The organism is Streptomyces scabiei 87.22 (assembly GCF_000091305.1).
Lineage (GTDB): Bacteria > Actinomycetota > Actinomycetes > Streptomycetales > Streptomycetaceae > Streptomyces > Streptomyces scabiei.
This window is the reverse complement of the sequence record NC_013929.1, coordinates 2,975,223-2,997,803: the sequence shown is the minus strand read 5'-3', so window position 1 is coordinate 2,997,803 and position 22,581 is coordinate 2,975,223. Positions and strand designations below refer to the sequence as shown.

The 22,581-nt window shown below is 70.8% G+C and carries 20 protein-coding genes and 1 pseudogene; 17 read left to right on the top strand and 4 right to left on the bottom strand.

Annotated features, from left to right (window positions below; genetic code table 11):
* Nucleotides 1-89: 89 nt before the first annotated feature.
* Nucleotides 90-1,508, top strand: a complete 1,419-nt coding sequence (locus tag SCAB_RS12450; protein WP_013000423.1) for a sugar porter family MFS transporter — start codon at nucleotides 90-92, stop codon at nucleotides 1,506-1,508.
* Nucleotides 1,509-1,697: 189 nt separating this feature from the next.
* Here the strand turns inward: SCAB_RS12450 and SCAB_RS12445 are convergent, their stop codons facing one another.
* Both SCAB_RS12445 and SCAB_RS12440 read right to left on the bottom strand, forming a co-directional pair.
* Nucleotides 1,698-1,919 carry a hypothetical protein gene (locus SCAB_RS12445; RefSeq protein ID WP_013000422.1) on the bottom strand — a complete coding sequence of 74 codons (222 nt, stop codon included), beginning with the start codon at nucleotides 1,917-1,919 and terminating at the stop codon, nucleotides 1,698-1,700.
* A 52-nt stretch (nucleotides 1,920-1,971) separates the two neighbouring features.
* Entirely contained in the window at nucleotides 1,972-2,943 is a 972-nt protein-coding gene (locus SCAB_RS12440) for an LLM class flavin-dependent oxidoreductase (RefSeq protein WP_013000421.1), read from the bottom strand.
* A gap of 136 nt (nucleotides 2,944-3,079) precedes the next feature.
* Here SCAB_RS12440 and ftsY point away from each other — a divergent pair, with 136 nt between their 5' ends.
* On the top strand, nucleotides 3,080-4,279 hold the full coding sequence (gene ftsY, locus SCAB_RS12435; protein WP_013000420.1) for a signal recognition particle-docking protein FtsY: 1,200 nt from the start codon (nucleotides 3,080-3,082) through the stop codon (nucleotides 4,277-4,279).
* 105 nt (nucleotides 4,280-4,384) lie between these two features.
* Here the strand turns inward: ftsY and SCAB_RS12430 are convergent, their stop codons facing one another.
* Nucleotides 4,385-5,041 carry a bifunctional DNA primase/polymerase gene (locus tag SCAB_RS12430; protein WP_013000419.1) on the bottom strand — a complete coding sequence of 219 codons (657 nt, stop codon included), beginning with the start codon at nucleotides 5,039-5,041 and terminating at the stop codon, nucleotides 4,385-4,387.
* 426 nt (nucleotides 5,042-5,467) lie between these two features.
* Here SCAB_RS12430 and nsdA point away from each other — a divergent pair, with 426 nt between their 5' ends.
* The 5 genes from nsdA (at nucleotide 5,468) to ffh (ending at nucleotide 13,140) form a co-directional block, all read left to right on the top strand.
* Nucleotides 5,468-6,943 (top strand): transcriptional repressor NsdA, encoded by a 1,476-nt coding sequence (gene nsdA / locus SCAB_RS12425; protein ID WP_013000418.1) that lies wholly within the window; start codon nucleotides 5,468-5,470, stop codon nucleotides 6,941-6,943.
* 385 nt (nucleotides 6,944-7,328) lie between these two features.
* Entirely contained in the window at nucleotides 7,329-8,621 is a 1,293-nt protein-coding gene (locus SCAB_RS12420; protein ID WP_013000417.1) for an ammonium transporter, read from the top strand.
* Entirely contained in the window at nucleotides 8,618-8,956 is a 339-nt protein-coding gene (locus SCAB_RS12415; protein ID WP_003997576.1) for a P-II family nitrogen regulator, read from the top strand. Before SCAB_RS12420 ends, SCAB_RS12415 begins: the two co-directional genes overlap by 4 nt.
* Before the next feature lie 26 nt (nucleotides 8,957-8,982).
* Nucleotides 8,983-11,433, top strand: coding sequence for a [protein-PII] uridylyltransferase (locus tag SCAB_RS12410; protein WP_013000416.1), 2,451 nt, complete (start codon nucleotides 8,983-8,985; stop codon nucleotides 11,431-11,433).
* Between the two features lie 156 nt (nucleotides 11,434-11,589).
* Nucleotides 11,590-13,140, top strand: coding sequence for a signal recognition particle protein (gene ffh, locus SCAB_RS12405; RefSeq protein ID WP_013000415.1), 1,551 nt, complete (start codon nucleotides 11,590-11,592; stop codon nucleotides 13,138-13,140).
* Between the two features lie 278 nt (nucleotides 13,141-13,418).
* On the opposite strand, the gene SCAB_RS12400 is transcribed toward ffh, so the two are convergent.
* Nucleotides 13,419-14,174, bottom strand: a complete 756-nt coding sequence (locus tag SCAB_RS12400) for a methyltransferase type 11 (protein ID WP_041669124.1) — start codon at nucleotides 14,172-14,174, stop codon at nucleotides 13,419-13,421.
* A 303-nt stretch (nucleotides 14,175-14,477) separates the two neighbouring features.
* Here SCAB_RS12400 and proS point away from each other — a divergent pair, with 303 nt between their 5' ends.
* From proS to lepB (SCAB_RS12350), 10 genes and pseudogenes are all read left to right on the top strand, one after another.
* Nucleotides 14,478-15,893 carry a proline--tRNA ligase gene (gene proS, locus SCAB_RS12395; protein ID WP_013000413.1) on the top strand — a complete coding sequence of 472 codons (1,416 nt, stop codon included), beginning with the start codon at nucleotides 14,478-14,480 and terminating at the stop codon, nucleotides 15,891-15,893.
* A gap of 260 nt (nucleotides 15,894-16,153) precedes the next feature.
* Nucleotides 16,154-16,750: a hypothetical protein gene (locus SCAB_RS12390; protein ID WP_013000412.1), complete on the top strand. Its 597-nt coding sequence runs from the start codon at nucleotides 16,154-16,156 to the stop codon at nucleotides 16,748-16,750.
* A 378-nt stretch (nucleotides 16,751-17,128) separates the two neighbouring features.
* A complete protein-coding gene (gene rpsP / locus SCAB_RS12385; protein WP_013000411.1) occupies nucleotides 17,129-17,548 on the top strand; it encodes a 30S ribosomal protein S16 in 420 nt (139 codons plus the stop codon).
* A gap of 2 nt (nucleotides 17,549-17,550) precedes the next feature.
* Entirely contained in the window at nucleotides 17,551-17,790 is a 240-nt protein-coding gene (locus SCAB_RS12380) for an RNA-binding protein (protein WP_013000410.1), read from the top strand.
* Nucleotides 17,791-17,873: 83 nt separating this feature from the next.
* Nucleotides 17,874-18,461: a ribosome maturation factor RimM gene (gene rimM / locus SCAB_RS12375; RefSeq protein WP_013000409.1), complete on the top strand. Its 588-nt coding sequence runs from the start codon at nucleotides 17,874-17,876 to the stop codon at nucleotides 18,459-18,461.
* Entirely contained in the window at nucleotides 18,461-19,294 is an 834-nt protein-coding gene (gene trmD / locus SCAB_RS12370) for a tRNA (guanosine(37)-N1)-methyltransferase TrmD (RefSeq protein ID WP_013000408.1), read from the top strand. Before rimM ends, trmD begins: the two co-directional genes overlap by 1 nt.
* Nucleotides 19,295-19,427: 133 nt before the next feature.
* Nucleotides 19,428-19,778, top strand: a complete 351-nt coding sequence (gene rplS / locus SCAB_RS12365; RefSeq protein ID WP_013000407.1) for a 50S ribosomal protein L19 — start codon at nucleotides 19,428-19,430, stop codon at nucleotides 19,776-19,778.
* A 57-nt stretch (nucleotides 19,779-19,835) separates the two neighbouring features.
* Nucleotides 19,836-20,564: a signal peptidase I gene (gene lepB / locus SCAB_RS12360; protein WP_013000406.1), complete on the top strand. Its 729-nt coding sequence runs from the start codon at nucleotides 19,836-19,838 to the stop codon at nucleotides 20,562-20,564.
* Nucleotides 20,557-21,657: pseudogene (lepB, locus tag SCAB_RS12355) on the top strand (signal peptidase I); the annotation flags it as partial. The gene lepB (SCAB_RS12360) and the pseudogene lepB (SCAB_RS12355), both read left to right, overlap by 8 nt.
* Entirely contained in the window at nucleotides 21,545-22,543 is a 999-nt protein-coding gene (gene lepB, locus SCAB_RS12350; protein WP_374194893.1) for a signal peptidase I, read from the top strand. The pseudogene lepB (SCAB_RS12355) and the gene lepB (SCAB_RS12350), both read left to right, overlap by 113 nt.
* Nucleotides 22,544-22,581 lie beyond the last annotated feature (38 nt).

Sequence of the window (22,581 nt, the reverse complement as noted above, 5' to 3'; positions counted from 1 at the left end):
CGCTTACCCGATCCCCCTTTTGACTTAGAAACTTGAAGGCATAGTCTCTGGAACGTTGCCTTTACCTTCAAAGTGGAAGGTCCCCCCACGTGACCAGTACAGCGCAGGCGTCCCAGTCAGGAGCGCGCGAAGGCCAGCCCGACCATCTCTCACACGTGATCTTCATCGCGGCGGCGGCCGCGATGGGCGGTTTCCTCTTCGGCTACGACAGCGCCGTGATCAACGGCGCCGTCGAAGCCATCCGGCACCGCTACGACATCGGCTCCACGGCCCTGGCCCAGGTCATCGCCGTCGCGCTCATCGGCTGCGCCGTCGGCGCGGCCACGGCCGGCCGGATAGCCGACCGCATCGGCCGCATCCGGTGCATGCAGATAGCGGCCGCCCTGTTCACGGTCAGCGCCGTCGGCTCGGCGCTCCCCTTCGCGCTGTACGACCTCGCCTTCTGGCGGATCGTCGGCGGCTTCGCCATCGGCATGGCGTCCGTCATCGGCCCCGCCTACATCGCCGAGGTCGCCCCGCCCGCCTACCGGGGACGCCTCGGCTCGTTCCAGCAGGCCGCGATCGTCGTCGGCATCGCCATCTCCCAGCTGGTCAACTGGGGCATCCTGAACGCCGCCGACGGCGACCAGCGCGGTGAACTGCTCGGCCTGGAGGCCTGGCAGATCATGCTCGGTGTCATGGTCGTCCCGGCCGTCCTGTACGGCCTGCTCTCCTTCGCGATCCCCGAGTCCCCGCGCTTCCTGATCTCCGTCGGCAGGGACGAGCGCGCCCGCGAGGTGCTCGCCGAGGTCGAGGGCAAGGACGTCGACCTGGACGCCCGGGTCGCCGAGATCGAGACGGCCATGCGCCGCGAGCACAAGTCGACCTTCAAGGACCTGCTGGGCGGCAGCTTCCTCTTCCGGCCGATCGTCTGGATCGGCATCGGACTGTCGGTCTTCCAGCAGTTCGTCGGCATCAACGTCGCCTTCTACTACTCCGCGACCCTGTGGCAGTCCGTCGGCGTCGACCCGAGCGAGTCGTTCTTCTACTCCTTCACGACCTCGATCATCAACATCGTCGGCACCGTCGTCGCGATGATCTTCGTGGACCGGATCGGCCGCAAGCCGCTCGCGCTCATCGGCTCCGTCGGCATGGTCGTCGGCCTCGCGCTGGAGGCATGGGCCTTCTCCTTCGACCTCGTCGACGGCAGGCTCCCCGCCACCCAGGGCTGGGTCGCCCTGATCGCCGCCCATGTCTTCGTCCTCTTCTTCGCCCTCTCCTGGGGTGTCGTGGTCTGGGTCATGCTCGGCGAGATGTTCCCGAACCGGCTCCGCGCCGCCGCCCTGGGCGTGGCCGCCTCTGCGCAGTGGATCGCCAACTGGGCCATCACCGCCAGCTTCCCGTCCCTGGCCGACTGGAACCTCTCGGTGACCTACGTGATCTACACGGTCTTCGCCGCGCTCTCCATCCCCTTCGTCCTCAGGTTCGTGAAGGAGACGAAGGGCAAGTCGCTGGAGGAGATGGGCTGACGCCCCCTCCCACGAGCCCGGGGGAGGGGCCACCACCCCGCAGCCCCTCTTCCCGAACCGTCCGCCGCCCCGGCAGGGCAACCGCCCCGCCGGGGCGGCGGCGCGGTGTGCGGGCTCACCGGACGAGGACACCGCCGCCGATCTCCAGGGCCTTGCGGATGACCTCGTCCAGCCGGGAGCGCGGCAGCGTCACCTCGCGCCGGAACTCCGGTACGTCCTCGGCCTCGACGGAGAGGCCCCCCGCGCCGGCACGGGCAGGAAGCGCGCGCCGAGCGAGCGCACGAACTCCGATCCCCGCACCGTCGTACGCCACGACTCGAAGCCGCCGGAGCGGTAGCCGTCGTCGGGCACGTCGAGGATCCGCCGCCTGCCGTCGGGCTCCCGGACGAAGACCTCCACCAGCAGGCTCATGGGCTCAGTGGATCACCGCCCGGGCGGCCCCGGCGAGCGGATGTCGCCCGGCTCAGCCGCCCAGTGCCGGAAGAACCCGCTCCGCGAACAGCCGAAGACTTCGCCAGCCCTCCGCCACCGGCATCCCGCCCGCCAGGGGATGCAGGACGAGGTTGTCGAGTCCCAGGTCCACGCACTCGTCCGGCGTGACGATCCGGTACACGCCCTCCGCCCGCAGCTCCGTCACCGTCGTGGCCCCCGACCGCACCGCCGACCGGATGCCGGCCGACTGCCAGGAGGCGTAGGTGCGCGCCTCGTGCAGGAAGTGCGTGCCGTACTCGGCCCACGCCCGGTCCGGATCCTCCGCCACGTGCAGCAACGGGGTCTCGGCGGCGGGCATCATCGTCCACCCCTCGGTGCCGTACTCCACGAGCCGCTCCTTGTAGTACGCCTCCAGCTCCGGCAGGTGGGCGCTCGGGAAGAAGGGGAGCCCGAGCCGGGCCGCCCTGCGGGCCGCCGCCTTCGACGAGCCGCCGACCAGGAGCAGCGGATGCGGCTCGGTCCCCGGACGCGGGGTGACCCGGACCGTGCGCCCCCGGTACTCGAACGGCTCACCGGTCCACGCCCGGAGCAGGGTCTCCAGCACCTCGTCCTGGAGCTTTCCGCGGCTCTTCCAGTCGACGTCGAACTGCGTGTACTCCTCCGGCCGGTACCCGATGCCCGCGACCGTCACCAGCCGTCCGCCGCTCACCAGATCCAGTACGGCGATGTCCTCGGCCAGCCGCAGCGGGTCGTGCAGCGGGCCGATCATCGCCGAGACCGTGACCGCGATCCGCCGGGTTGCCCCGAACACGGCTCCCGCGAAGACGAAGGGTGACGGCAGCCAGTTGTTCACCACCCCGTGGTGCTCCTCCGTCTGCACGGTGGAGACGCCCTGCTCATCGGCGTACGCGGCCATCTCCACGGCCGCCCGGTAGCGGGCCCGCAGCGAGGCGGGTGTGGCGCCGGGCTCGACCAGATTGAAACGGACGACCGTGACGGGCATGGGAGACCCCCTTCGGGCGGCTGTGGAGGGGGACGTTAGCTGACGGTTCGTCAGGTATCCAGAGATGCGGAAGGGCCGCCTGTCCCCGTACGGCGACCGAACGCCGCGCGGGGTGGTCCCGCATACTGGTCCCGTTATGGAACTCATCCTTGCTGTAGTCATCGCCGTGGTCGTGCTCGGCGTGCTGGGCGGGCTCGTCGTAGGCGGCCGCAAGAGGAAATCGCTGCCCCCGGCGCCCCCCACGACACCCGACATCACCGCCCCTCCGGCCGAGCCGCACGTCGGCGACGAGGCCGAGACACCGCGCGACGAACCGCGCCGGACGATCGAGGAGGTGGACCTCCCGGACGGCTCGGCGTCGGCGCCCGTGGCCGTCGAGGAACCGCCCGCCGCCCCCGAGATCGAGATCCCCGCACCGACGGCGGGCCGGCTGGTACGGCTGCGCGCCCGGCTCTCCCGCTCGCAGAACGCGCTCGGCAAGGGGCTGCTCACGCTGCTCTCGCGCGAGCACCTCGACGACGACACCTGGGAGGAGATCGAGGACACCCTCCTCACGGCCGACGTGGGCGTCCAGCCCACCCAGGAGCTGGTCGAACGGCTGCGCGAGCGGGTGAGGGTGCTCGGCACCCGCACCCCGGCCGAGCTGCGCACCCTGCTGCGCGAGGAACTGCTGACGATCCTCGTCCCCGAGTTCGACCGGGCGGTCAACACCGACTCGCCCCTCGACACCCCGGGCATCGTGATGGTCGTCGGCGTCAACGGCACCGGCAAGACCACCACCACCGGCAAGCTCGCGCGCGTCCTCGTCGCCGACGGCAAGAACGTCGTCCTCGGCGCCGCCGACACCTTCCGCGCCGCCGCCGCCGACCAGCTGCAGACCTGGGGCGAGCGCGTCGGCGCCCGTACCGTGCGCGGCCCCGAGGGCGGCGACCCGGCGTCCATCGCCTTCGACGCCGTCAAGGAGGGCATCGAGGAGGGCGCCGACGTCGTCCTCATCGACACCGCCGGCCGGCTGCACACCAAGACCGGCCTCATGGACGAGCTGGGCAAGGTCAAGCGCGTCGTCGAGAAGCACGCTCCGCTGGACGAGATCCTGCTCGTCCTCGACGCCACCACCGGTCAGAACGGTCTCGTCCAGGCCCGCGTCTTCGCCGAGGTAGTCGACATCACCGGCATCGTCCTCACCAAGCTCGACGGCACCGCCAAGGGCGGCATCGTGATCGCGGTCCAGCGCGAGCTGGGCGTGCCCGTCAAGCTCATCGGTCTGGGAGAGGGCGCGGACGACCTGGCGCCGTTCGAGCCGGAGGCGTTCGTGGACGCGCTCATCGGCGAATGATCCCGTGGACCACTTACGGCATCGCCTAGGTGCGCGAAGAAGCGCCCGCCCCCGAGCCACGGCCGGGGACGGGCGCTTCGCCGTGTGGGCGGGGGCCGGTCGGGGTCAGGCCCGTGACCGGTGGGCCACGTACGCCAGGGTCCCCAGCAGCAGGCGCGCGGCCGGCGGCCTGGTCGCCGAGTCGAGGTCGGGGGAGCGGAGCCAGCTGACCGGGCCCAGTCCGCCGCGGTCGGAGGGCGGAGCGGTGACATGGCTGCCGGGGCCGAGGCCGCGCAGGTCCAGGGCGGACGGGTCGTCCCAGCCCATGCGGTAGAGCAGGGTGGGCAGCTCGGCGGCGGCACCCGGGGCGACGAGGAAGTGGGCGCGGCCCTCGGGCGTGGCGATCACGGGGCCGACCGGCAGGCCCATGCGTTCGAGCCGGACGAGCGCGTGCCGTCCGGCCGTCTCGGCGACCTCGATCACGTCGAAGGAGCGGCCCACCGGCAGCATCACGGCGGCGCCGGGGAACTCGGCCCAGGTCTCGGTGACCTCGTCGAGCGTCGCTCCGGCGCGCACGGGAGGCGCGAAGTCGAGGGGATGCGCGCCCGGCGCGGAGCAGGTGGTCCTGCCGCACGAGCACGCGCCGGAGGCCGTCCGCGCGCCGGGGACGACGTCCCACCCCCAGAGGCCGGTGAACTCGGCCACCGCCGTGCAGTCCGAGGAACGGCCGCGCCGACGTGTGCCGGATCGCATCTCCCGAATGCCGCCGATCGTGAAGCCCATGCCCCCTCCAACGGGTCCAGCGCGCCGGTGGTTACGCGACGGAGTCGGAAGGCGACGCTCTGCTTCCGGTTGGGTGGCGCACGTCGGCGCTCCCGGTGGCGCGTCCGACGACACGCGCCCCTGAATGCTTCGCTCCGCCCACTCCTGGCCGTCTGATGTCAAGTCAATCGCGTGCGGGCGACCGTAGGTTCATTCGAAGGGGTGGCGAATGGTGGCGTTTCTGGAATCGCCGTGGCCGGACGCGTGATCGTAGGATTACTTTGAGTGCACGGCGACCGAGGGCATCTGCGCTCGTGGGTATGCCGGAGGCAAGTCGTCTTTCCGTTCGATGGGTGACGGGGGTCGGACGTACGGCGTGGTAACCGGCATTCTGGTAGGGCTTGGCGCACACAGCGCGCAGGTGGTTTCAGGGATGGGGGCGTTCCAGTGGGCGGCAACGGCGGAAGCGGCACGAACGCTGAGAAGCGCCCGAACGAACTCCTGGGCTCGTGGTTCGTGCGCAGCGGCTGGTCCAAGGGCGAGCTGGCCCGGCAGGTGAACCGACGGGCGCGCCAGCTCGGCGCCAACCACATCTCCACCGACACCTCGCGCGTACGGCGCTGGCTCGACGGGGAGAACCCGCGCGAGCCGATCCCGCGGATCCTGTCCGAGCTGTTCTCCGAGCGGTTCGGCTGCGTGGTCGCCGTGGAGGACCTGGGACTGCGCGCGGCGCACCGGTCCCCTTCCGTCTCCGGGGTAGACCTGCCCTGGACGGGCCCGCAGACCGTGGCGCTGATCAGCGAGTTCTCGCGCAGCGACCTGATGCTGGCGCGGCGCGGCTTCCTCGGCAGCTCGCTCGCCCTCTCCGCGGGCCCGGCCCTCATCGAGCCGATGCAGCGCTGGCTCGTCCCCGCCCCCGCCGCCGCGCGCGCCGAACCGGAGCCGTCGCCCGCCGCGCGCCGCGCCGGCCGGCTCTCCCGGCCGGAGCTGGACCTCCTCGAATCCACCACCGTGATGTTCCGGCAGTGGGACGCCCAGTGCGGCGGCGGTCTGCGCCGCAAGGCGGTCGTCGGCCAGCTGCACGAGGTGACCGACCTCCTCCAGGAGCCCCAGCCCGAGGCCACCACCCGGCGGCTGTTCAAGGTCGCCGCCGAGCTGGCCGAGCTGGCCGGCTGGATGAGCTACGACATCGGCCTCCAGCCCACCGCGCAGAAGTACTTCGTCCTCGCCCTCCACGCGGCCAAGGAGGCGGGCGACAAGCCGCTCGGCTCGTACATCCTGTCCAGCATGAGCCGGCAGATGATCCACCTCGGCCGCCCCGACGACGCCCTCGAACTGATCCACCTCGCCCAGTACGGCAGCCGTGACTGCGCGAGCCCGCGGACCCAGTCGATGCTGTATGCGATGGAGGCCCGCGCCTACGCCAACATGGGCCAGCCCGGCAAGTGCAAGCGGGCCGTGCGGATGGCCGAGGACGTCTTCGCCGACGCCGAGGAGTGGGACGACCCGGATCCCGACTGGATCCGCTTCTTCAACGAGGCCGAGCTGCACGGCGAGAACTCCCACTCCTACCGCGACCTCGCCTATGTCGCCGGCCGCAGCCCCGCCTACGCCTCCCTCGCCGAGCCCGTGATGCGCCGGGCCGTCGAGCTGTTCTCCACGGACAGCGAGCACCAGCGTTCGTACGCGCTGAACCTCATCGGCATGGCCACGGTGCATCTGCTGCAGCGCGAGCCCGAGCAGGGCGCGGACATGGCCAAGCAGGCCATGGAGACGGCGAAGAAGGTGCGCTCCGAGCGCGTCAACACGCGTATCCGCAAGACCGTGGACACGGCCGTCCGTGATTTCGGCGGTCTCGCCGAGGTCGTCGACCTCACCGACCAGCTAGCCGTCCACCTCCCCGAGACCGCCGAGGCGGTCTGACCGGCCCCGTCCTCCGCGGGCCCGCGCGTACTCCGGCCGCGGCCGGCCATCCCTACTGCCCGACTCGGCTCCCCCATGCCAGGTCATCGGATGGCCTGCCGCGGCCGGTCCGTTTCGGGGCGGGTCCACCCGTAGTTCCATCGGATACGAAACCGTTATCCACCGAGGGGCCCGCAGGGGCTGGGCCCCAGACGGGATGCATCCTCCGGGATTCACGTTTCACCTGTCTGTAACGTGATGGGTGCCTTCGTCACCTCCGGGAAACATTTCCAAACTCCCGGCGAAACGGTGCTGCGTCAGTCTCCTCAGCACAGTCGGCCCTCCCCGATAGCTCCCCAGCTTCCGCATCCGCACGGGCCGTTCCGACCACGAGGAGATACCGGCATTGAACGGCACAGATACCGGATTCGTATTGATCAGTGCGGCGCTCGTCATGGTGATGACGCCGGGCCTGGCGCTCTTCTACGGCGGCATGGTCCGCGCCAAGAGCGTGCTGAACATGCTGATGATGTCCTTCATCTCGCTGGGCGTGGTCAGCATCCTGTGGGTGCTGTACGGCTACTCGCTCGCCTTCAGCGGTGACCAGGGCGGCTTCATCGGCAACCTGGACGCGATCGGCCTCAAGGGCATCGACGTCACCAGCACGGTCGACAGCTTCGTCACCGGCGCCGGCGACAAGCCGCACCAGATCGCGGCGTTCGCCTTCATCCTCTTCCAGATGCTGTTCGCCGTCATCACCCCGGCCCTGATGAGCGGCGCGCTCGCCGACCGCGTCAAGTTCAGCGCCTGGATGATCTTCGTGGCGCTCTGGGTCACCCTGGCGTACTTCCCGGTCGCGCACTGGGTCTGGGCGCCGGGCGGCTGGCTCTTCGAGCTGGGGGTCATCGACTTCGCCGGTGGTACCGCGGTCCACATCAACGCCGGTATCGGCGCGCTCGCCGCGGTCCTCGTCGTCGGCAAGCGGATCGGCTTCAAGAAGGACCCGATGCGGCCGCACAGCCTGCCGCTGGTCCTGATCGGCACCGCCCTGCTGTGGTTCGGCTGGTTCGGCTTCAACGCCGGCTCCTGGCTCGGTGTCGACGGCACCACCGCCCGCATGGCCATCAACACCCAGATCGCCACCGCCGCGGCCATCATCGGCTGGCTGATCTACGAGCGCATCCGCCACGGCGCGTTCACCACCCTCGGTGCCTGCTCCGGCGCCGTCGCCGGCCTCGTCGCGATCACCCCGTCCGGCGGTCACGTCAACGCCTTCGGCGCCATCCTGATCGGCATCGTCGCCGGCGCGGTCTGCTCCTGGGCCGTCAGCCTCAAGTACAAGCTCGGCTACGACGACTCCCTCGACGTCGTCGGCGTCCACCTGGTCGGCGGTGTCCTCGGCACCCTGATGGTCGGCTTCCTCGCCACCGACGGGATCGGCGGTCTCGACCAGTTCGGCAAGCAGGCCACCGGCGCCTTCTCGGTCATGGCCTACACCTTCGTGGTGACCTGGCTCATCGCCTTCGCCATCCAGAAGACGATCGGCTTCCGGGCGTCCGAGGAGGACGAGATCACCGGTGTCGACCAGGCCCTGCACGCCGAGACCGCGTACGACTTCTCCTCGGCCTCCGGTTCGCACATCTCCGCCAGCACCACGAGCAGCGTCGCTGCCCCTCAGAGCAAGAAGGTCGAGGCATGAAGCTGATCACCGCCGTCGTCAAGCCGCACCGGCTCGACGAGATCAAGGAAGCCCTGCAGGCCTTCGGGGTGCACGGCCTTACGGTGACCGAGGCCAGTGGGTACGGTCGGCAGCGGGGACACACCGAGGTGTACCGCGGCGCCGAGTACACGGTGGATCTGGTTCCCAAGATCCGTATCGAGGTGCTCGCCGAGGACGACGACGCCGAGCAGCTGATCGACGTCATCGTCAAGGCCGCCCGCACCGGCAAGATCGGTGACGGCAAGGTCTGGTCCCTCCCGGTCGAGACGGCCGTTCGGGTCCGGACCGGCGAGCGCGGCCCGGACGCGCTCTGACCGAAGAGAAGAACAGGAGTCGCTGGGTGACGAGTACGGACGTACGTACGGATGCAGAGGACTCGGGACCCAGCGGCTACGCGGCGGCCCGGCTGCGCCTCCTCCAGGAGGAGGCGCAGTCCGGGCCGCCGCGCCGTTCGGCGCTCGCCGAGCTGACCGACGACTGGCTCGCGGGCCTCTTCGGAGCGGGCGCCGCCGAGTCGCGCGGGGTCTCCCTCGTGGCCGTCGGCGGATACGGGCGCGGTGAGCTGTCGCCCCGCAGCGATCTCGATCTGCTGCTCCTGCACGACGGGACCGACGAACGGGCGGTGGCCGCGCTGGCCGACCGCATCTGGTATCCCGTCTGGGACCTGGGGCTGGCCCTCGACCACTCCGTGCGCACCCCCGCCGAGGCCCGCAGGACCGCCGGCGAGGACCTCAAGGTGCAGCTCGGGCTGCTGGACGCCCGCCACATCGCCGGTGACCTGGGCCTGACCGCCGGGCTGCGGACCACCGTCCTGGCCGACTGGCGCAACCAGGCCCCCAAACGCCTCCCGGAACTCCAGGAGCTGTGCGTCGAGCGGGCCGAGCGGCAGGGGGAGCTGCAGTACCTGCTGGAACCCGACCTCAAGGAGGCGCGCGGCGGGTTGCGCGACGCCACCGCCCTCCGCGCCGTCGCCGCCTCCTGGCTCGCCGACGCCCCGCGCGAGGGCCTCGCGGACGCCCGGCGCCGCCTCCTCGACGTGCGGGACGCGCTGCACCTCACCACCGGGCGCGCGACCGACCGGCTCGCGCTCCAGGAGCAGGACCAGGTCGCCGCCGAGCTGGGACTGCTGGACGCCGACACCCTGCTGCGCCAGGTGTACGAGGCCGCCCGTGTGATCTCGTACGCCAGTGATGTGACCTGGCGTGAAGTGGGGCGCGTGCTGCGGTCGCGCGCCGTGCGGCCCCGGCTGCGCGCCATGCTGGGCGGCGGCAAGCCCGCCCCCGAGCGGTCGCCGCTGGCCGAGGGCGTCGTCGAGCAGGACGGCGAGGTCGTCCTCGCCCGGGCCGCCAAGCCCGACCGGGACCCCGTACTGCCGCTGCGCGCGGCCGCCGCGGCCGCGCAGGCCGGACTGCCCCTCTCCCTGCACGCCGTACGACGCCTGGCGGCCGCCGCCAAGCCGCTGCCGACGCCCTGGCCCGCCGAGGCACGCGAACAACTCGTCACGCTGCTGGGCTCCGGGCGCTCGACCGTCGACGTCTGGGAGGCGCTGGAGGCCGAGGGCCTCATCACGCACCTGCTGCCCGACTGGGAGCGGGTGCGCTGCCGGCCGCAGCGCAACGCCGTGCACATCTGGACCGTCGACCGGCACCTCATCGAGACCGCGGTCCAGGCGTCCGAGATGACCCGCCGGGTCCACCGGCCCGACCTCCTGCTGGTCGCCGCGCTGCTGCACGACATCGGCAAGGGCTGGCCCGGCGACCACTCCGTCGCCGGCGAGATCATCGCCAAGGACGTGGCGGCCAGGATCGGTTTCGACCGGGAGGACGTGGCGGTGCTCGCCACCCTCGTCCGCCACCATCTGCTGCTCGTCGACACCGCCACCCGGCGCGACCTGGAGGATCCGGCCACCGTCCGGTCCGTGGCCGACGCCGTCGGATCGCCCGGCACGCTCGAACTGCTGCACGCGCTGACCGAGTCGGACGCGCTGGCCACCGGGCCCGCCGCCTGGTCGTCGTGGCGAGCCTCGCTCGTGTCCGAGCTGGTGCAGCGGGTCGACGCGTTGTTCGCCGGGGACGCCCCGCAGGAGCCGGAGCCCGGCGAGACCAGCGCCGAGCAGGAGCGGCTCGCCATCGAGGCGTTCCGCACCGGCGGGCCGGTGCTGTCGCTGCGCGCGCAGACGGAGGCCCCCGCCGGCGACAAGGACGAGAAGGCCGACCCCGAGCCGCTCGGTGTGGAGCTCCTCATCGCCGTCCCCGACCAGGCGGGCGTCCTGCCCGCGGTCGCCGGCGTGCTCGCCATGCACCGGCTGACCGTGCGCACGGCCGAACTCGGGACCTTCGGCCTGCCCGACGGTGTCGAGGGCTCGGTGCTGCTGCTGAACTGGCGGGTGGCCGCCGAGTACGGCTCCCTGCCCCAGGCCGCCCGGCTCCGCGCGGACCTCGTGCGCGCCCTGGACGGGTCGCTGGACATCGCCGGGCGGCTCGCCGAGCGGGACGCGGCCTACCCCCGGCGGCGGGGCGTGGTGGCACCGCCGCCGCGCGTCACGGTGGCCGCGGCGGCCTCCCGGCACGCCACGGTCATCGAGGTCCGCGCCCAGGACGCGCCGGGGCTGCTGCACCGGATCGGGCGCGCCCTGGAGGACGCGCACCTGCGGGTGCGCAGCGCGCACGTCAGCACGCTGGGCGCCAACGCCGTGGACGCCTTCTACGTGACCGGGACGGACGGGGCGCCGCTGCCGGGAGACGAGGCGGCTTCGGTGGCCCGCAAACTGGAGGAGACGCTGCGCGGCTGAGAGCGGCGGGTACGGGGCCCCCGCGGCCCCGTACCCGTGCCGGGCCGCCGCGCCCGACCGTCCACGACTGTCCACAGGGGTGGAGACCCGACCACACCCGGCCGGATACCCTGGAGGGCAGCCCACCCGCCCCCGACTCCGAGGACCGACGCCACCGTGTTCGATACCCTCTCCGACCGCCTCAGCGCGACTTTCAAAAACCTCCGCGGCAAGGGCAGGTTGTCCGAGGCGGACATCGACGCCACGGCCCGCGAAATCCGTATCGCGCTCCTCGAAGCGGACGTCGCCCTGCCCGTCGTCCGGGCGTTCATCAAGAACGTCAAGGAGAGGGCACTCGGTTCCGACGTCTCCAAGGCGCTCAACCCGGCCCAGCAGGTCCTCAAGATCGTCAACGAGGAACTGGTCGGGATCCTCGGCGGCGAGACCCGCCGTCTGCGGTTCGCCAAGAACCCGCCGACCGTGATCATGCTCGCGGGTCTGCAGGGTGCCGGTAAGACGACCCTCGCGGGCAAGCTGGGCCACTGGCTGAAGGAGCAGGGCCACTCGCCGCTGCTCGTCGCCTGCGACCTCCAGCGCCCGAACGCGGTGAACCAGCTCAGTGTCGTCGCCGAGCGCGCCGGTGTGGCGGTCTACGCCCCCGAGCCGGGCAACGGCGTGGGCGACCCGGTCAAGGTCGCCAAGGACTCCATCGAGTTCGCGAAGTCGAAGGTCCACGACATCGTGGTCGTCGACACCGCGGGCCGCCTGGGCATCGACCAGGAGATGATGCAGCAGGCCGCCGACATCCGCGACGCGGTCTCCCCGGACGAGATCCTCTTCGTCGTCGACGCGATGATCGGTCAGGACGCCGTCAACACGGCGGAGGCGTTCCGGGACGGCGTCGGCTTCGACGGCGTGGTCCTCTCCAAGCTCGACGGTGACGCCCGCGGTGGTGCCGCCCTGTCGATCGCCTCGGTCACCGGCAAGCCGATCATGTTCGCGTCGAACGGCGAGAAGCTCGACGAGTTCGACGCGTTCCACCCCGACCGGATGGCCTCCCGCATCCTCGACATGGGTGACCTGCTCACCCTGATCGAGCAGGCGGAGAAGACCTTCAGCCAGGAAGAGGCCGCCAAGATGGCCTCCAAGCTGGCGTCCAAGAAGGGGCAGGACTTCACGCTCGACGACTTCCTGGCCCAGATGGAGCAGGTCAGGAAGATGGGCAGCATCAGCAAGCTGCTCGGCATGCTGCCCGGCATGGGCCAGATCAAGGACCAGATCAACAACATCGACGAGCGGGACGTCGACCGCACGGCGGCGATCATCAAGTCGATGACCCCGGCCGAGCGCCAGGAGCCGACGATCATCAACGGCTCGCGTCGCGCCCGTATCGCCAAGGGTTCCGGCGTCGAGGTCAGCGCGGTGAAGAACCTCGTGGAGCGGTTCTTCGAGGCCCGCAAGATGATGTCCCGCATGGCCCAGGGCGGCGGCATGCCCGGGATGCCGGGCATGCCGGGCATGGGTGGCGGCCCCGGCCGGACCAAGAAGCAGCCCAGGCAGGCCAAGGGCAAGCAGCGCTCCGGCAACCCGATGAAGCGCAAGCAGCAGGAGCAGGAGGAGGCCGCCCGCCGGGCCGCCGCCGCGCAGGGCGGTGCCCTCGGGCTGCCGGGCCAGCAGGCTCCTCAGGACTTCGAGCTGCCGGACGAGTTCAAGAAGTTCATGGGCTGACCCACCGCATGGCGGACGCCGCGTGCCGGCCGGGGGGTGTGGCCGGGCGCGCGGCGCCGGATGCCGTGCGTGAACGGCGTGGTGTGGTGTCGCTCGCGGTGCTTCTCGGTGGCAACCCCCGTACGCGGATGTGTTGTTCCCCTGGACGATGCGTCAGGCTATGGGTGCGGTGCGGCACTTGGCCAAGGCCGATGCGCTACCGACCCGCTTTCTTCACACCCTTCACACCCATGCCGGTGGATGGCCCGAAGACCTTCCCAGGTCTTCCCCCCCCCGGCTCAGGGTGTCCGTGCGATCAGGTAGCGGAACACGTTCGGCATCCACACCGTGCCGTCCCGGCGGCGGTGCGGGTGCAGGGCCTCGGTGAGTTCCTTGTCCACCTGCACCTGGTCGGTCGCCCGGATCGCCGCGTCGAACAGTCCGGTCGACAGCAGCCCCCGGACCGCGTTGTCCACGTTGGCGTACCCGAAGGGGCAGGCCACGCGGCCGGAGCCGTCCGGCCGGAGCCCGGCGCTCTGGGCCACGTCCTCCAGGTCGTCCCTCAGCGACGGGCGCCAGCTGCCCGCTCCGCGCAGGGGATCGGCCAGCTTCGCGGCCACGCGGAGCACGGCGGACGTGGCGCAGCGCTCGGGCGGGCCCCAGCCGACGAGGACCACGGGGGCGCCGCGTTCCGCGAGCGGGGTCGCCGCGGCGAGCAGGTCGCCGAGGCCCTCGGAGTCCCCGTCCAGACAGCCGATCGGCTCGAAGGCGGTCACCAGGTTGTACAGCGGGTCGCCGGGGGCGCGCGCCTCCGCGGGAGCCCCTTCGACGATACGGGCGCGGGCGCGTGTGGGCGTGCCCCACGCCTCCGGCCGCAGCCGCTCCCGCGCGAGTGCCGTCCTCTCGCGCTCCCCGGGGTCCACGCCGGTGACCGTGGCGCCCCGCGAGGCCGCCATCAGCAGCGCGAGCCCCGAGCCGCAGCCGAGCCCGAGCAGTCGCGTGCCGGTGCCGACGTCGAGCCGCCGGTGGACGGCCTCGTACAGCGGTACCAGCATCCGTTCCTGGATCTCGGCCCAGTCACGCGCGCGTGCACACCGGTCCACGCGGGATAAGGCCCCCGCGCGAGGCAGTTGCTGCCGCACGAGCGTAGGTGTCATATCGAAAGCGCCCCAATCCGCCGTGAGTTGCCGTTGCCGGATTTCCTGGCCCCCGTGGCGGTGCGCGCCGGCACAGCCCCGTATGCCAGGTAACTCCGCGTCCGGCGCGTCGTCCAGGGGTCTCGGACATCGGTTTTGCGGACTGTCACGCCCGGAGAAAAGAATTCACATCGCCGCAATATGCCCCCGTACTATCGCGCCATGGCAAAGGCACCCGTACTCACCCCCCGGGCGGACGACTTCCCCCGCTGGTACCAGGACGTGATCAGCAAGGCCGAGCTGGCCGACAACGGCCCGGTGCGCGGCACCATGGTGATCCGACCGTACGGGTACGGGCTGTGGGAGCGGATGCAGCAGGAGATGGACGCCCGGATCAAGGAGACGGGCACGCAGAACGCGTACTTCCCCCTCCTGATCCCGCAGTCCTACCTGGCGCGCGAGGCCGAGCACGTCGAGGGCTTCGCGCCCGAGCTGGCCGTGGTGACGCACGGTGGCGGCAAGGATCTGGAGGAGCCCGCCGTCGTCCGCCCCACCTCCGAGATGATCATCAACGCCTCCTTCTCGAAGTGGGTGCAGAGCTACCGCGATCTGCCGCTGCTGATCAACCAGTGGGCGAACGTGGTCCGCTGGGAACTGCGCCCCCGGCTGTTCCTGCGCACCTCCGAGTTCCTGTGGCAGGAGGGCCACACGGCGCATGCCACCTACGACGAGGCGCGCGACTTCGCCGCGCACATCCACCGGCAGGTCTACGAGGACTTCATGGTGAACGTCCTCGCGATGGACGTCGTCCCCGGCCGCAAGACCGTGAAGGAGCGCTTCGCGGGCGCCCTCAACACGCTCACCCTCGAAGGCATGATGGGCGACGGCAAGGCCCTCCAGATGGCCACCAGCCACGAACTGGGGCAGAACTTCGCGAGGGCCTTCAACACCCGGTACCTGTCGAAGGACGGCAGCCAGGAACTCGTCTGGCAGACCTCCTGGGGCTCCACCACCCGCATGATCGGGGCCCTGGTGATGATGCACGGCGACGACCACGGGCTGAGGGTCCCGCCCCGGCTGGCCCAGACCCAGGTGGTCGTGCTCGCGATCAAGGATGACGAGGCGGTTCTGGCCAAGGTCCGCGAACTGGGCGACCGGCTGAAGGCCGCGGGCGTCCGGGTCCGGGTGGACGACCGCACGGACGTCCCGTTCGGCCGCCGGGCCGTCGACTGGGAACTCAAGGGCGTCCCGGTACGTGTCGAGGTCGGCCCCCGTGACCTGGAGAACGGCACCGCGATGCTGGTCCGGCGCATCTCCGGCGGCAAGGAACCCGTCGCGTTCGACGCGCTCGTGGCCCGGCTGCCCGCGCTGCTGGAGGAGGACCAGGCGCTCCTGCTGAGGCAGTCCCGCGAGCGCCGTGAGTCCCGGACGAGCGAGGTGTCGACGGCCGAGGAGGCGATCGAGGCCGCCGCGGCCGGCGGCTGGGCGCGTATCCCCTGGTCGACGCTGGGGGAGGAGGGCGAGGCCCGGCTCGGAGAGCACGCGGTGACCGTACGGTGTCTGGTCGGCGAGGACGGGTCGGTGCCCGACTCCTACGACGCACCCGGTAACGTCGCGGTCGTGGCGCGCGCTTACTAGAGCACCCCGTTCCGCCGGGAGCGCGACCGAAAGGTCCCTTGCGCATCCGAGGATCACAGTTGCCCCGGCGCGCGGACCTTGTCTACGCGCCGGGGCGTACGTGTTACTACGTACCGCCTTGTGGCGGGCTGCGAGGCTTCTCCGCAGATCAGCGCACCCGCCCTCGTCAGGACGCACTAGTGGCAACTGACGGGTACGTGCAAATTATTTGGGATGGCCCGGAATCGGAACACACGGGCACTCAGGCTCGTTCTCATTACGTGAGCACGACACAGACACCACCCGTTCTCGCCGCAGAGCTGGCACAGGCGTGGGCCGACATCCAACGGCACCACCCCGAACTGCCGGATCTTGCCGCTCCCGAGTCCCTGATCGGGGAGTCGTCGTCCGCCTGCGGGCACGAACTCTCCTTCGAGCGACTGCTCCATGAGGCAGTCCATGGCATCGCCGCCGCCCGCGGAGTCCGCGACACCTCCCGGGCCGGCCGGTACCACAACCGCAGATTCCTCGCGATCGCCGAGGAACTCGGCCTCGATCACCCGGAGGAACCTCACCCCAGCAGCGGTTTCTCGCTGGTCACGCTCAATCCCGAGGCCAAGCGTCGCTACCGGCCGACCATCGAGAGACTGCAGCGCGCTCTCAAGGCGCACACCGCGGCGACCTCCGCGGACACGGCCCGCAGCTTCCGGGGCCCGGCGGCCCGTCACGGCTCCTCCGGCGGCGGCGTCCGCGTCAAGGCCGTCTGCGACTGCGGCCGCAACGTCCGGGTCGTCCCGTCCGTCCTCGCCCAGGCTCCCATCGTCTGCGGCGGCTGCGGCAAGCCCTTCCGGATCCCGGAGGTCATGGGCGCCGCGTGAGACGAGGGCGAGCCGAGAAGACGGCGAGCCGGCACGGACGGCTGCTCGTGGCAGCCGTAACCGGTTCGTGGTCGACGGGTTCGTCCTCGCCGAGGGCAGTCGTGCCGCCGGGGCGACGGGGAACGGCGGGCGGAGGCGGCACTCGGTGAGCACCGGTGGGCGAAAGCCCCCGGCGCCGGGTGCCGCCTCGGCATGGGTTCACGCAGGCCGGGTCGGAGGCGAGCCACAGCGTGTGGCACAATGGCTAGCTGTACTCGACAGTCGCACAGGACCCCTCTCTCCTCCGGCTGACGCGTCCATCGGGCACTCGGGTACCGCAACCCCACGCGGCTCTCTCGCCGTGCCCAATTCACGTCAAATCCAGGAGAACCCACTCCCGTGGCAGTCAAGATCAAGCTGAAGCGTCTGGGCAAGATCCGTTCGCCTCACTACCGCATCGTCGTCGCCGACTCCCGCACCCGCCGTGACGGCCGTGCGATCGAGGAGATCGGCAAGTACCACCCGACGTACAACCCGTCGGTCATGGAGGTCGACGAGGACCGCGTCGCGTACTGGCTGAGCGTCGGCGCGCAGCCGACCGAGCCCGTGCTCGCCATCCTCAAGAAGACCGGCGACTGGCAGAAGTTCAAGGGCGAGCCCGCTCCGGCGCCGCTCCTCGTGGCTCAGCCGAAGTCCTCGCGCCCGTCGTTCGAGGCCCTGGGCGGCGACGACGAGGGCAAGGGTGAGGCGATCACCCAGAAGAAGAAGGCCGACAAGAAGGACGAGGCCGCGGCCGAGTCCGAGTCGACCGAGGCCTGAGCATGCTCGAGGAGGCTCTCGAGCACCTCGTCAAGGGCATCGTCGACTACCCCGACGACGTGCAGGTCGCTTCCCGCGACCTGCGCCGCGGGCGCGTACTCGAGGTCCGGGTCCATCCCGACGACCTCGGCAAGGTGATCGGCCGTAACGGCCGTACCGCCCGCGCCCTGCGTACCGTCGTGGGTGCCATCGGCGGCCGCGGTGTCCGTGTCGACCTGGTCGACGTGGATCACGTCCGCTGACGTCATTCGCAGCACCGGCTCGGGCCGGGGAAGGCCACTGGGCCGTCCCCGGCCCGTAGTCGTATGACAGGAGATCAAGCACAGTGCAGCTCGTAGTCGCACGGATCGGCCGCGCCCACGGCATCAAGGGCGAGGTCACCGTCGAGGTCCGCACCGACGAGCCGGAACTCCGGCTCGGCCCCGGCGCCGTCCTGCTCACGGACCCCGCCTCGACGGGCCCGCTCACCATCGAGACCGGCCGGGTCCACAGCGGCCGGCTGCTCCTGCGCTTCGAGGGCGTCCGCGACCGCAACGGTGCCGAGGCCCTCCGCAACACCCTGCTGATCGCGGAGGTGGACCCGGAGGAGCTGCCCGAGGAAGAGGACGAGTACTACGACCACCAGCTGATGGACCTGGACGTGGTCACCCGGGACGGGCTCGAGGTCGGCCGGATCACGGAGATCTCGCACCTGCCCTCCCAGGACCTCTTCATCGTCGAGCGGCCGGACGGCAGCGAGGTCATGATCCCCTTCGTGGAGAGCATCGTCACCGAGATCGACCTGACCGAACAGCGGGCGGTCATCGACCCGCCGCCGGGACTGATCGACGACCGTGCCGAGATCGCGTCGGCCCGGGACGCCGCCGAGGAGTCCACCACGGACTCCGCCGGACCGGCCGGGGACGAGGTCTGATGCGTCTCGACGTCGTCACGATCTTCCCCGGGTACCTCGAACCGCTGAACGTCTCCCTCGTCGGCAAGGCACGCGCGCGCGGACAGCTCGATGTGCACATCCACGACCTGCGGGAATGGACGTACGACCGGCACAACACGGTCGACGACACCCCCTACGGCGGCGGGCCCGGCATGGTCATGAAGACCGACCCCTGGGGCGAGGCGCTGGATGCGGTCCTCGCCGACGGCTACGAGGCCGGGGCCCGTCAGCCCGCGCTTGTCGTCCCCACCCCCAGCGGACGCCCGTTCGACCAGACGCTCGCCGTCGAACTCTCCGAGCGCCCCTGGCTGGTCTTCACGCCGGCGCGCTACGAGGGCATCGACCGGCGCGTGATCGACGAGTACGCGACCCGGATGCCCGTGTACGAGGTGTCCATCGGCGACTACGTGCTCGCCGGCGGCGAAGCGGCCGTGCTTGTCGTCACCGAGGCCGTGGCGCGGCTGCTGCCCGGCGTCCTCGGCAACGCCGAGTCCCACCGGGACGACTCCTTCGCGCCCGGCGCCATGGCCAACCTGCTGGAGGGGCCGGTCTACACCAAGCCCCCCGAGTGGCGCGGCCGCGACATCCCCGAGGTGCTGCTCAGCGGTCACCACGGCAAGATCGCGCGCTGGCGGCGCGACGAGGCACTGAAGCGCACGGCGGCCAACCGGCCCGACCTGATCGAGCGTTGTGACCCCAAGGCCTTCGACAAGAAGGACCGCGAGATGCTCTCCATCCTGGGCTGGGCGCCGGACCCGGCGGGGGAGCCGTACGGCCGATTTTGGCGGCGGCCCGACGACGTGGAACAATAGGCCCCTGTTGTGCGTCGTCCGGCGCGCGCCCCTGCCGCAGGGGGACACGACGCCCGCCCCGACACGGACAGCATCCTCACGAAAACCTAGCTCCCGCCTATGACCTGTGGCATGGGCGAAGAAAGCAGACGAAATGTCTCACCTGCTCGACTCCGTCGACTCCGCGTCGCTGCGCAGCGACATCCCGGCCTTCCGCCCGGGTGACACCGTCAACGTCCACGTGCGCGTCATCGAGGGCAACCGCTCCCGTGTGCAGCAGTTCAAGGGCGTGGTGATCCGTCGCCAGGGCGCCGGTGTCCGTGAGACCTTCACGGTCCGCAAGGTCTCGTTCTCCGTCGGCGTCGAGCGCACCTTCCCGGTGCACACCCCGATCGTCGAGAAGATCGAGCTCGTCACCCGCGGTGACGTGCGTCGCGCGAAGCTGTACTACCTGCGCGAGCTGCGCGGCAAGGCCGCGAAGATCAAGGAGAAGCGCGACAACTGATCGCGCGCACGAGTCACACAAGGTCGTCACAGCGGGGCCGGATACGATCTGGCCCCGATGGACACCGAAGCACGGCAGCACATGGAGCGCGACCGTTCCCCTCGCCCTTCCGGCGACGAGGTCTCCCAGGAGATCTCCGGCACAGGAGGGCGTGCGGAGCGGTCGCGTTTCGCGTGGGTGGACCGGGCCACCGCGTGGGTACCCGGTGGTGGATACACCCTGACCGTGCTGATCTGCCTGCTTTTTCTGGTGCTGTTCAGCAACTTCGTGATGCAGCCGTTCCAGATTCCCAGCAGCTCCATGGCCGACTCATTGAGGATCGGGGACCGCGTTCTCGTAAATAAGTTGGCGTACCGTTTCGGATCTGATCCGCAGCGCGGTGACGTCGTCGTGTTCGACGGCACCGGCTATTTCGGGAACGCCGACTACGTCAAGCGCGTTGTCGGCGTGGGGGGAGACCGGGTGGTCTGCTGCGACCAGGAGGGGAGGCTTGAGGTGAACGGCCGGTGGGTCGACGAGTCGTCGTTTCTGTACCCGGGCGACAGTCCGTCGAATGTGCCCTTCGACGTGGTCGTCCCCGAGGGCAGACTGTTCCTCCTCGGCGACCACCGCAGTGACTCCAGTGATTCCCGCGACCGGCTGGGGGCGCCCGGCGGCGGCATGGTCCCCCTCGACTCCGTGATCGGCAGGGCCGACTGGATCGCCTGGCCCGCGGGCCACTGGGCGCGTCTGCACCGTCCGGACGCCTACGCCCGGGTCCCGGCCGCCGGCGGTGCGCATGGGTAACCGCGGCAGGCCGCGCGGTGCCGCTCCCAGCACCCCCGCCGAGAACCTGCTGCCCACCGGCCTGCGGCGGTCCGGCGGGGCCGCCCGGCCGAGCCGGGTCGAGCGGCGCAGGCTCGCCCGCAAGATCAAGCGGCGCAGGCGCCGTTCCGCCGCCAAGGAGATCCCGCTCCTCGTCGGAGTCGCCGTCCTCATAGCCCTGGTCCTCAAGACTTTCCTCGTCCAGGCGTTCGTGATCCCGTCCGGGTCCATGGAGCAGACGATCCAGATCGGCGACCGCGTCCTGGTCGACAAGCTCACGCCCTGGTTCGGCTCCGAGCCCACCCGCGGAGACGTCGTCGTCTTCAAGGACCCCGGCGGCTGGCTGGAGGGCGAGCAGACGACGGCCGCCGGCGAGGACCCCGTCGTCATCAAACAGATAAAGGAGGGCCTGCAGTTCATCGGCCTCCTTCCGTCCGACGACGAGCAGGACCTGATCAAGCGGGTCGTCGCGGTCGGCGGCGACACCGTCAAGTGCTGCGACACCCAGGGGCGCGTCACCGTCAACGGCATGCCGCTGGACGAGACGGCGTACATCCACCCCGGCAACCAGCCCTCGACGCAGCAGTTCCAGGTCACCGTGCCCCAGGGCCGCCTGTGGGTGATGGGAGACCACCGGGAGAACTCCGCGGACTCGCGCGCCCATCAGAACGACAATTCGAAAACGGCCCAGTTCGGCGGTACGGTCCCCCAGGACGCCGTCGTGGGCCGTGCCGTGGTCATCGCCTGGCCGGTGGGCCACTGGGGCCAGTTGGAGGAGCCGGACACGTTCTCGGCCGTGCCGGGCGCATCGACCACCGCCCTCGGCGCTTCGCATAGGGTGGCGTCCGCGGATCGAAACGGATCGATCCCTCTCCCGACCCCTGCGGAACTCCCGCTCGTTATGGGAGTGGTGGGCCTGCACCGGCTGTGGCGCGGGCGGCGGTACGGAGTGAGGAGTGGATGTGGGGGATTTGGCGGTCGGCGCACGGTCCGGACACGGTGGTTCCGAAGATCGGCCGGAGCGATCCGACGAGGCGGCTTCCCCGGCCGCGGAGAACGTGGAGGGCACCGTGAATTCCGAGGGTTCCGCCGACTCCGGGAATGACTCCCCGGGCGCGGCGGACGGCGGCGAGGACGCCCGCACCTCGGCCGACGACGGGGACCAGCAGACGAGGCCCAGGAAGAAGCAGCGTTCCTTCTGGAAGGAACTGCCCATCCTGGTCGGCATCGCCCTGGTGCTCGCCCTGCTGATCAAGACCTTCCTGGTGCAGGCGTTCTCCATCCCGTCCGACTCGATGCAGAACACGCTGCAGGAGGGCGACCGGGTCCTGGTCGACAAGCTCACCCCGTGGTTCGGCTCCGAGCCCGAGCGGGGCGAGGTCGTCGTCTTCCACGACCCGGACGGCTGGCTGAAGGGCGAGCCCACCCTGGAGCCCAACGCCGTGCAGCGCGTCCTCGGCTGGATCGGCCTGATGCCGTCCGCCGAGGAGAAGGACCTCATCAAGCGGGTCATCGGCGTCGCCGGCGACACGATCGAGTGCAACGGCACGGGCCCGCTCAAGGTCAACGGCAAGGCGCTCAACGAGCCGTACGTGTACCCGGGCAACACCCCGTGCACCGTCGACGACACCGGCGGCCAGTTCAAGGTGAAGGTACCCGAGGGCAAAATCTGGGTCATGGGTGACCACCGGCAGAACTCGCTGGACTCCCGTTACCACCAGAACGACAGCAACAAGGGCATGGTCCCCGTGAGCCAGGTCGTGGGTCGCGCCATCGTGGTCGCCTGGCCGCCCACCCGCTGGTCCACGCTGCCGATCCCCGACACCTTCGACCAGAACCTGAGCGCCGCCGCTCCCGGCGCGCTCGGCCTCGCGGGCGCGGTGCCGCTGGTGCTGTGGCGCCGGCGCCGCCTGCTGGCCGCCGAAAGCCCGAGGGTTACCGGCAGGGGTACCGCCGGGTAGGGTGCCGTCCCAGATCGCCGATCTTCCACGGCCCGCGA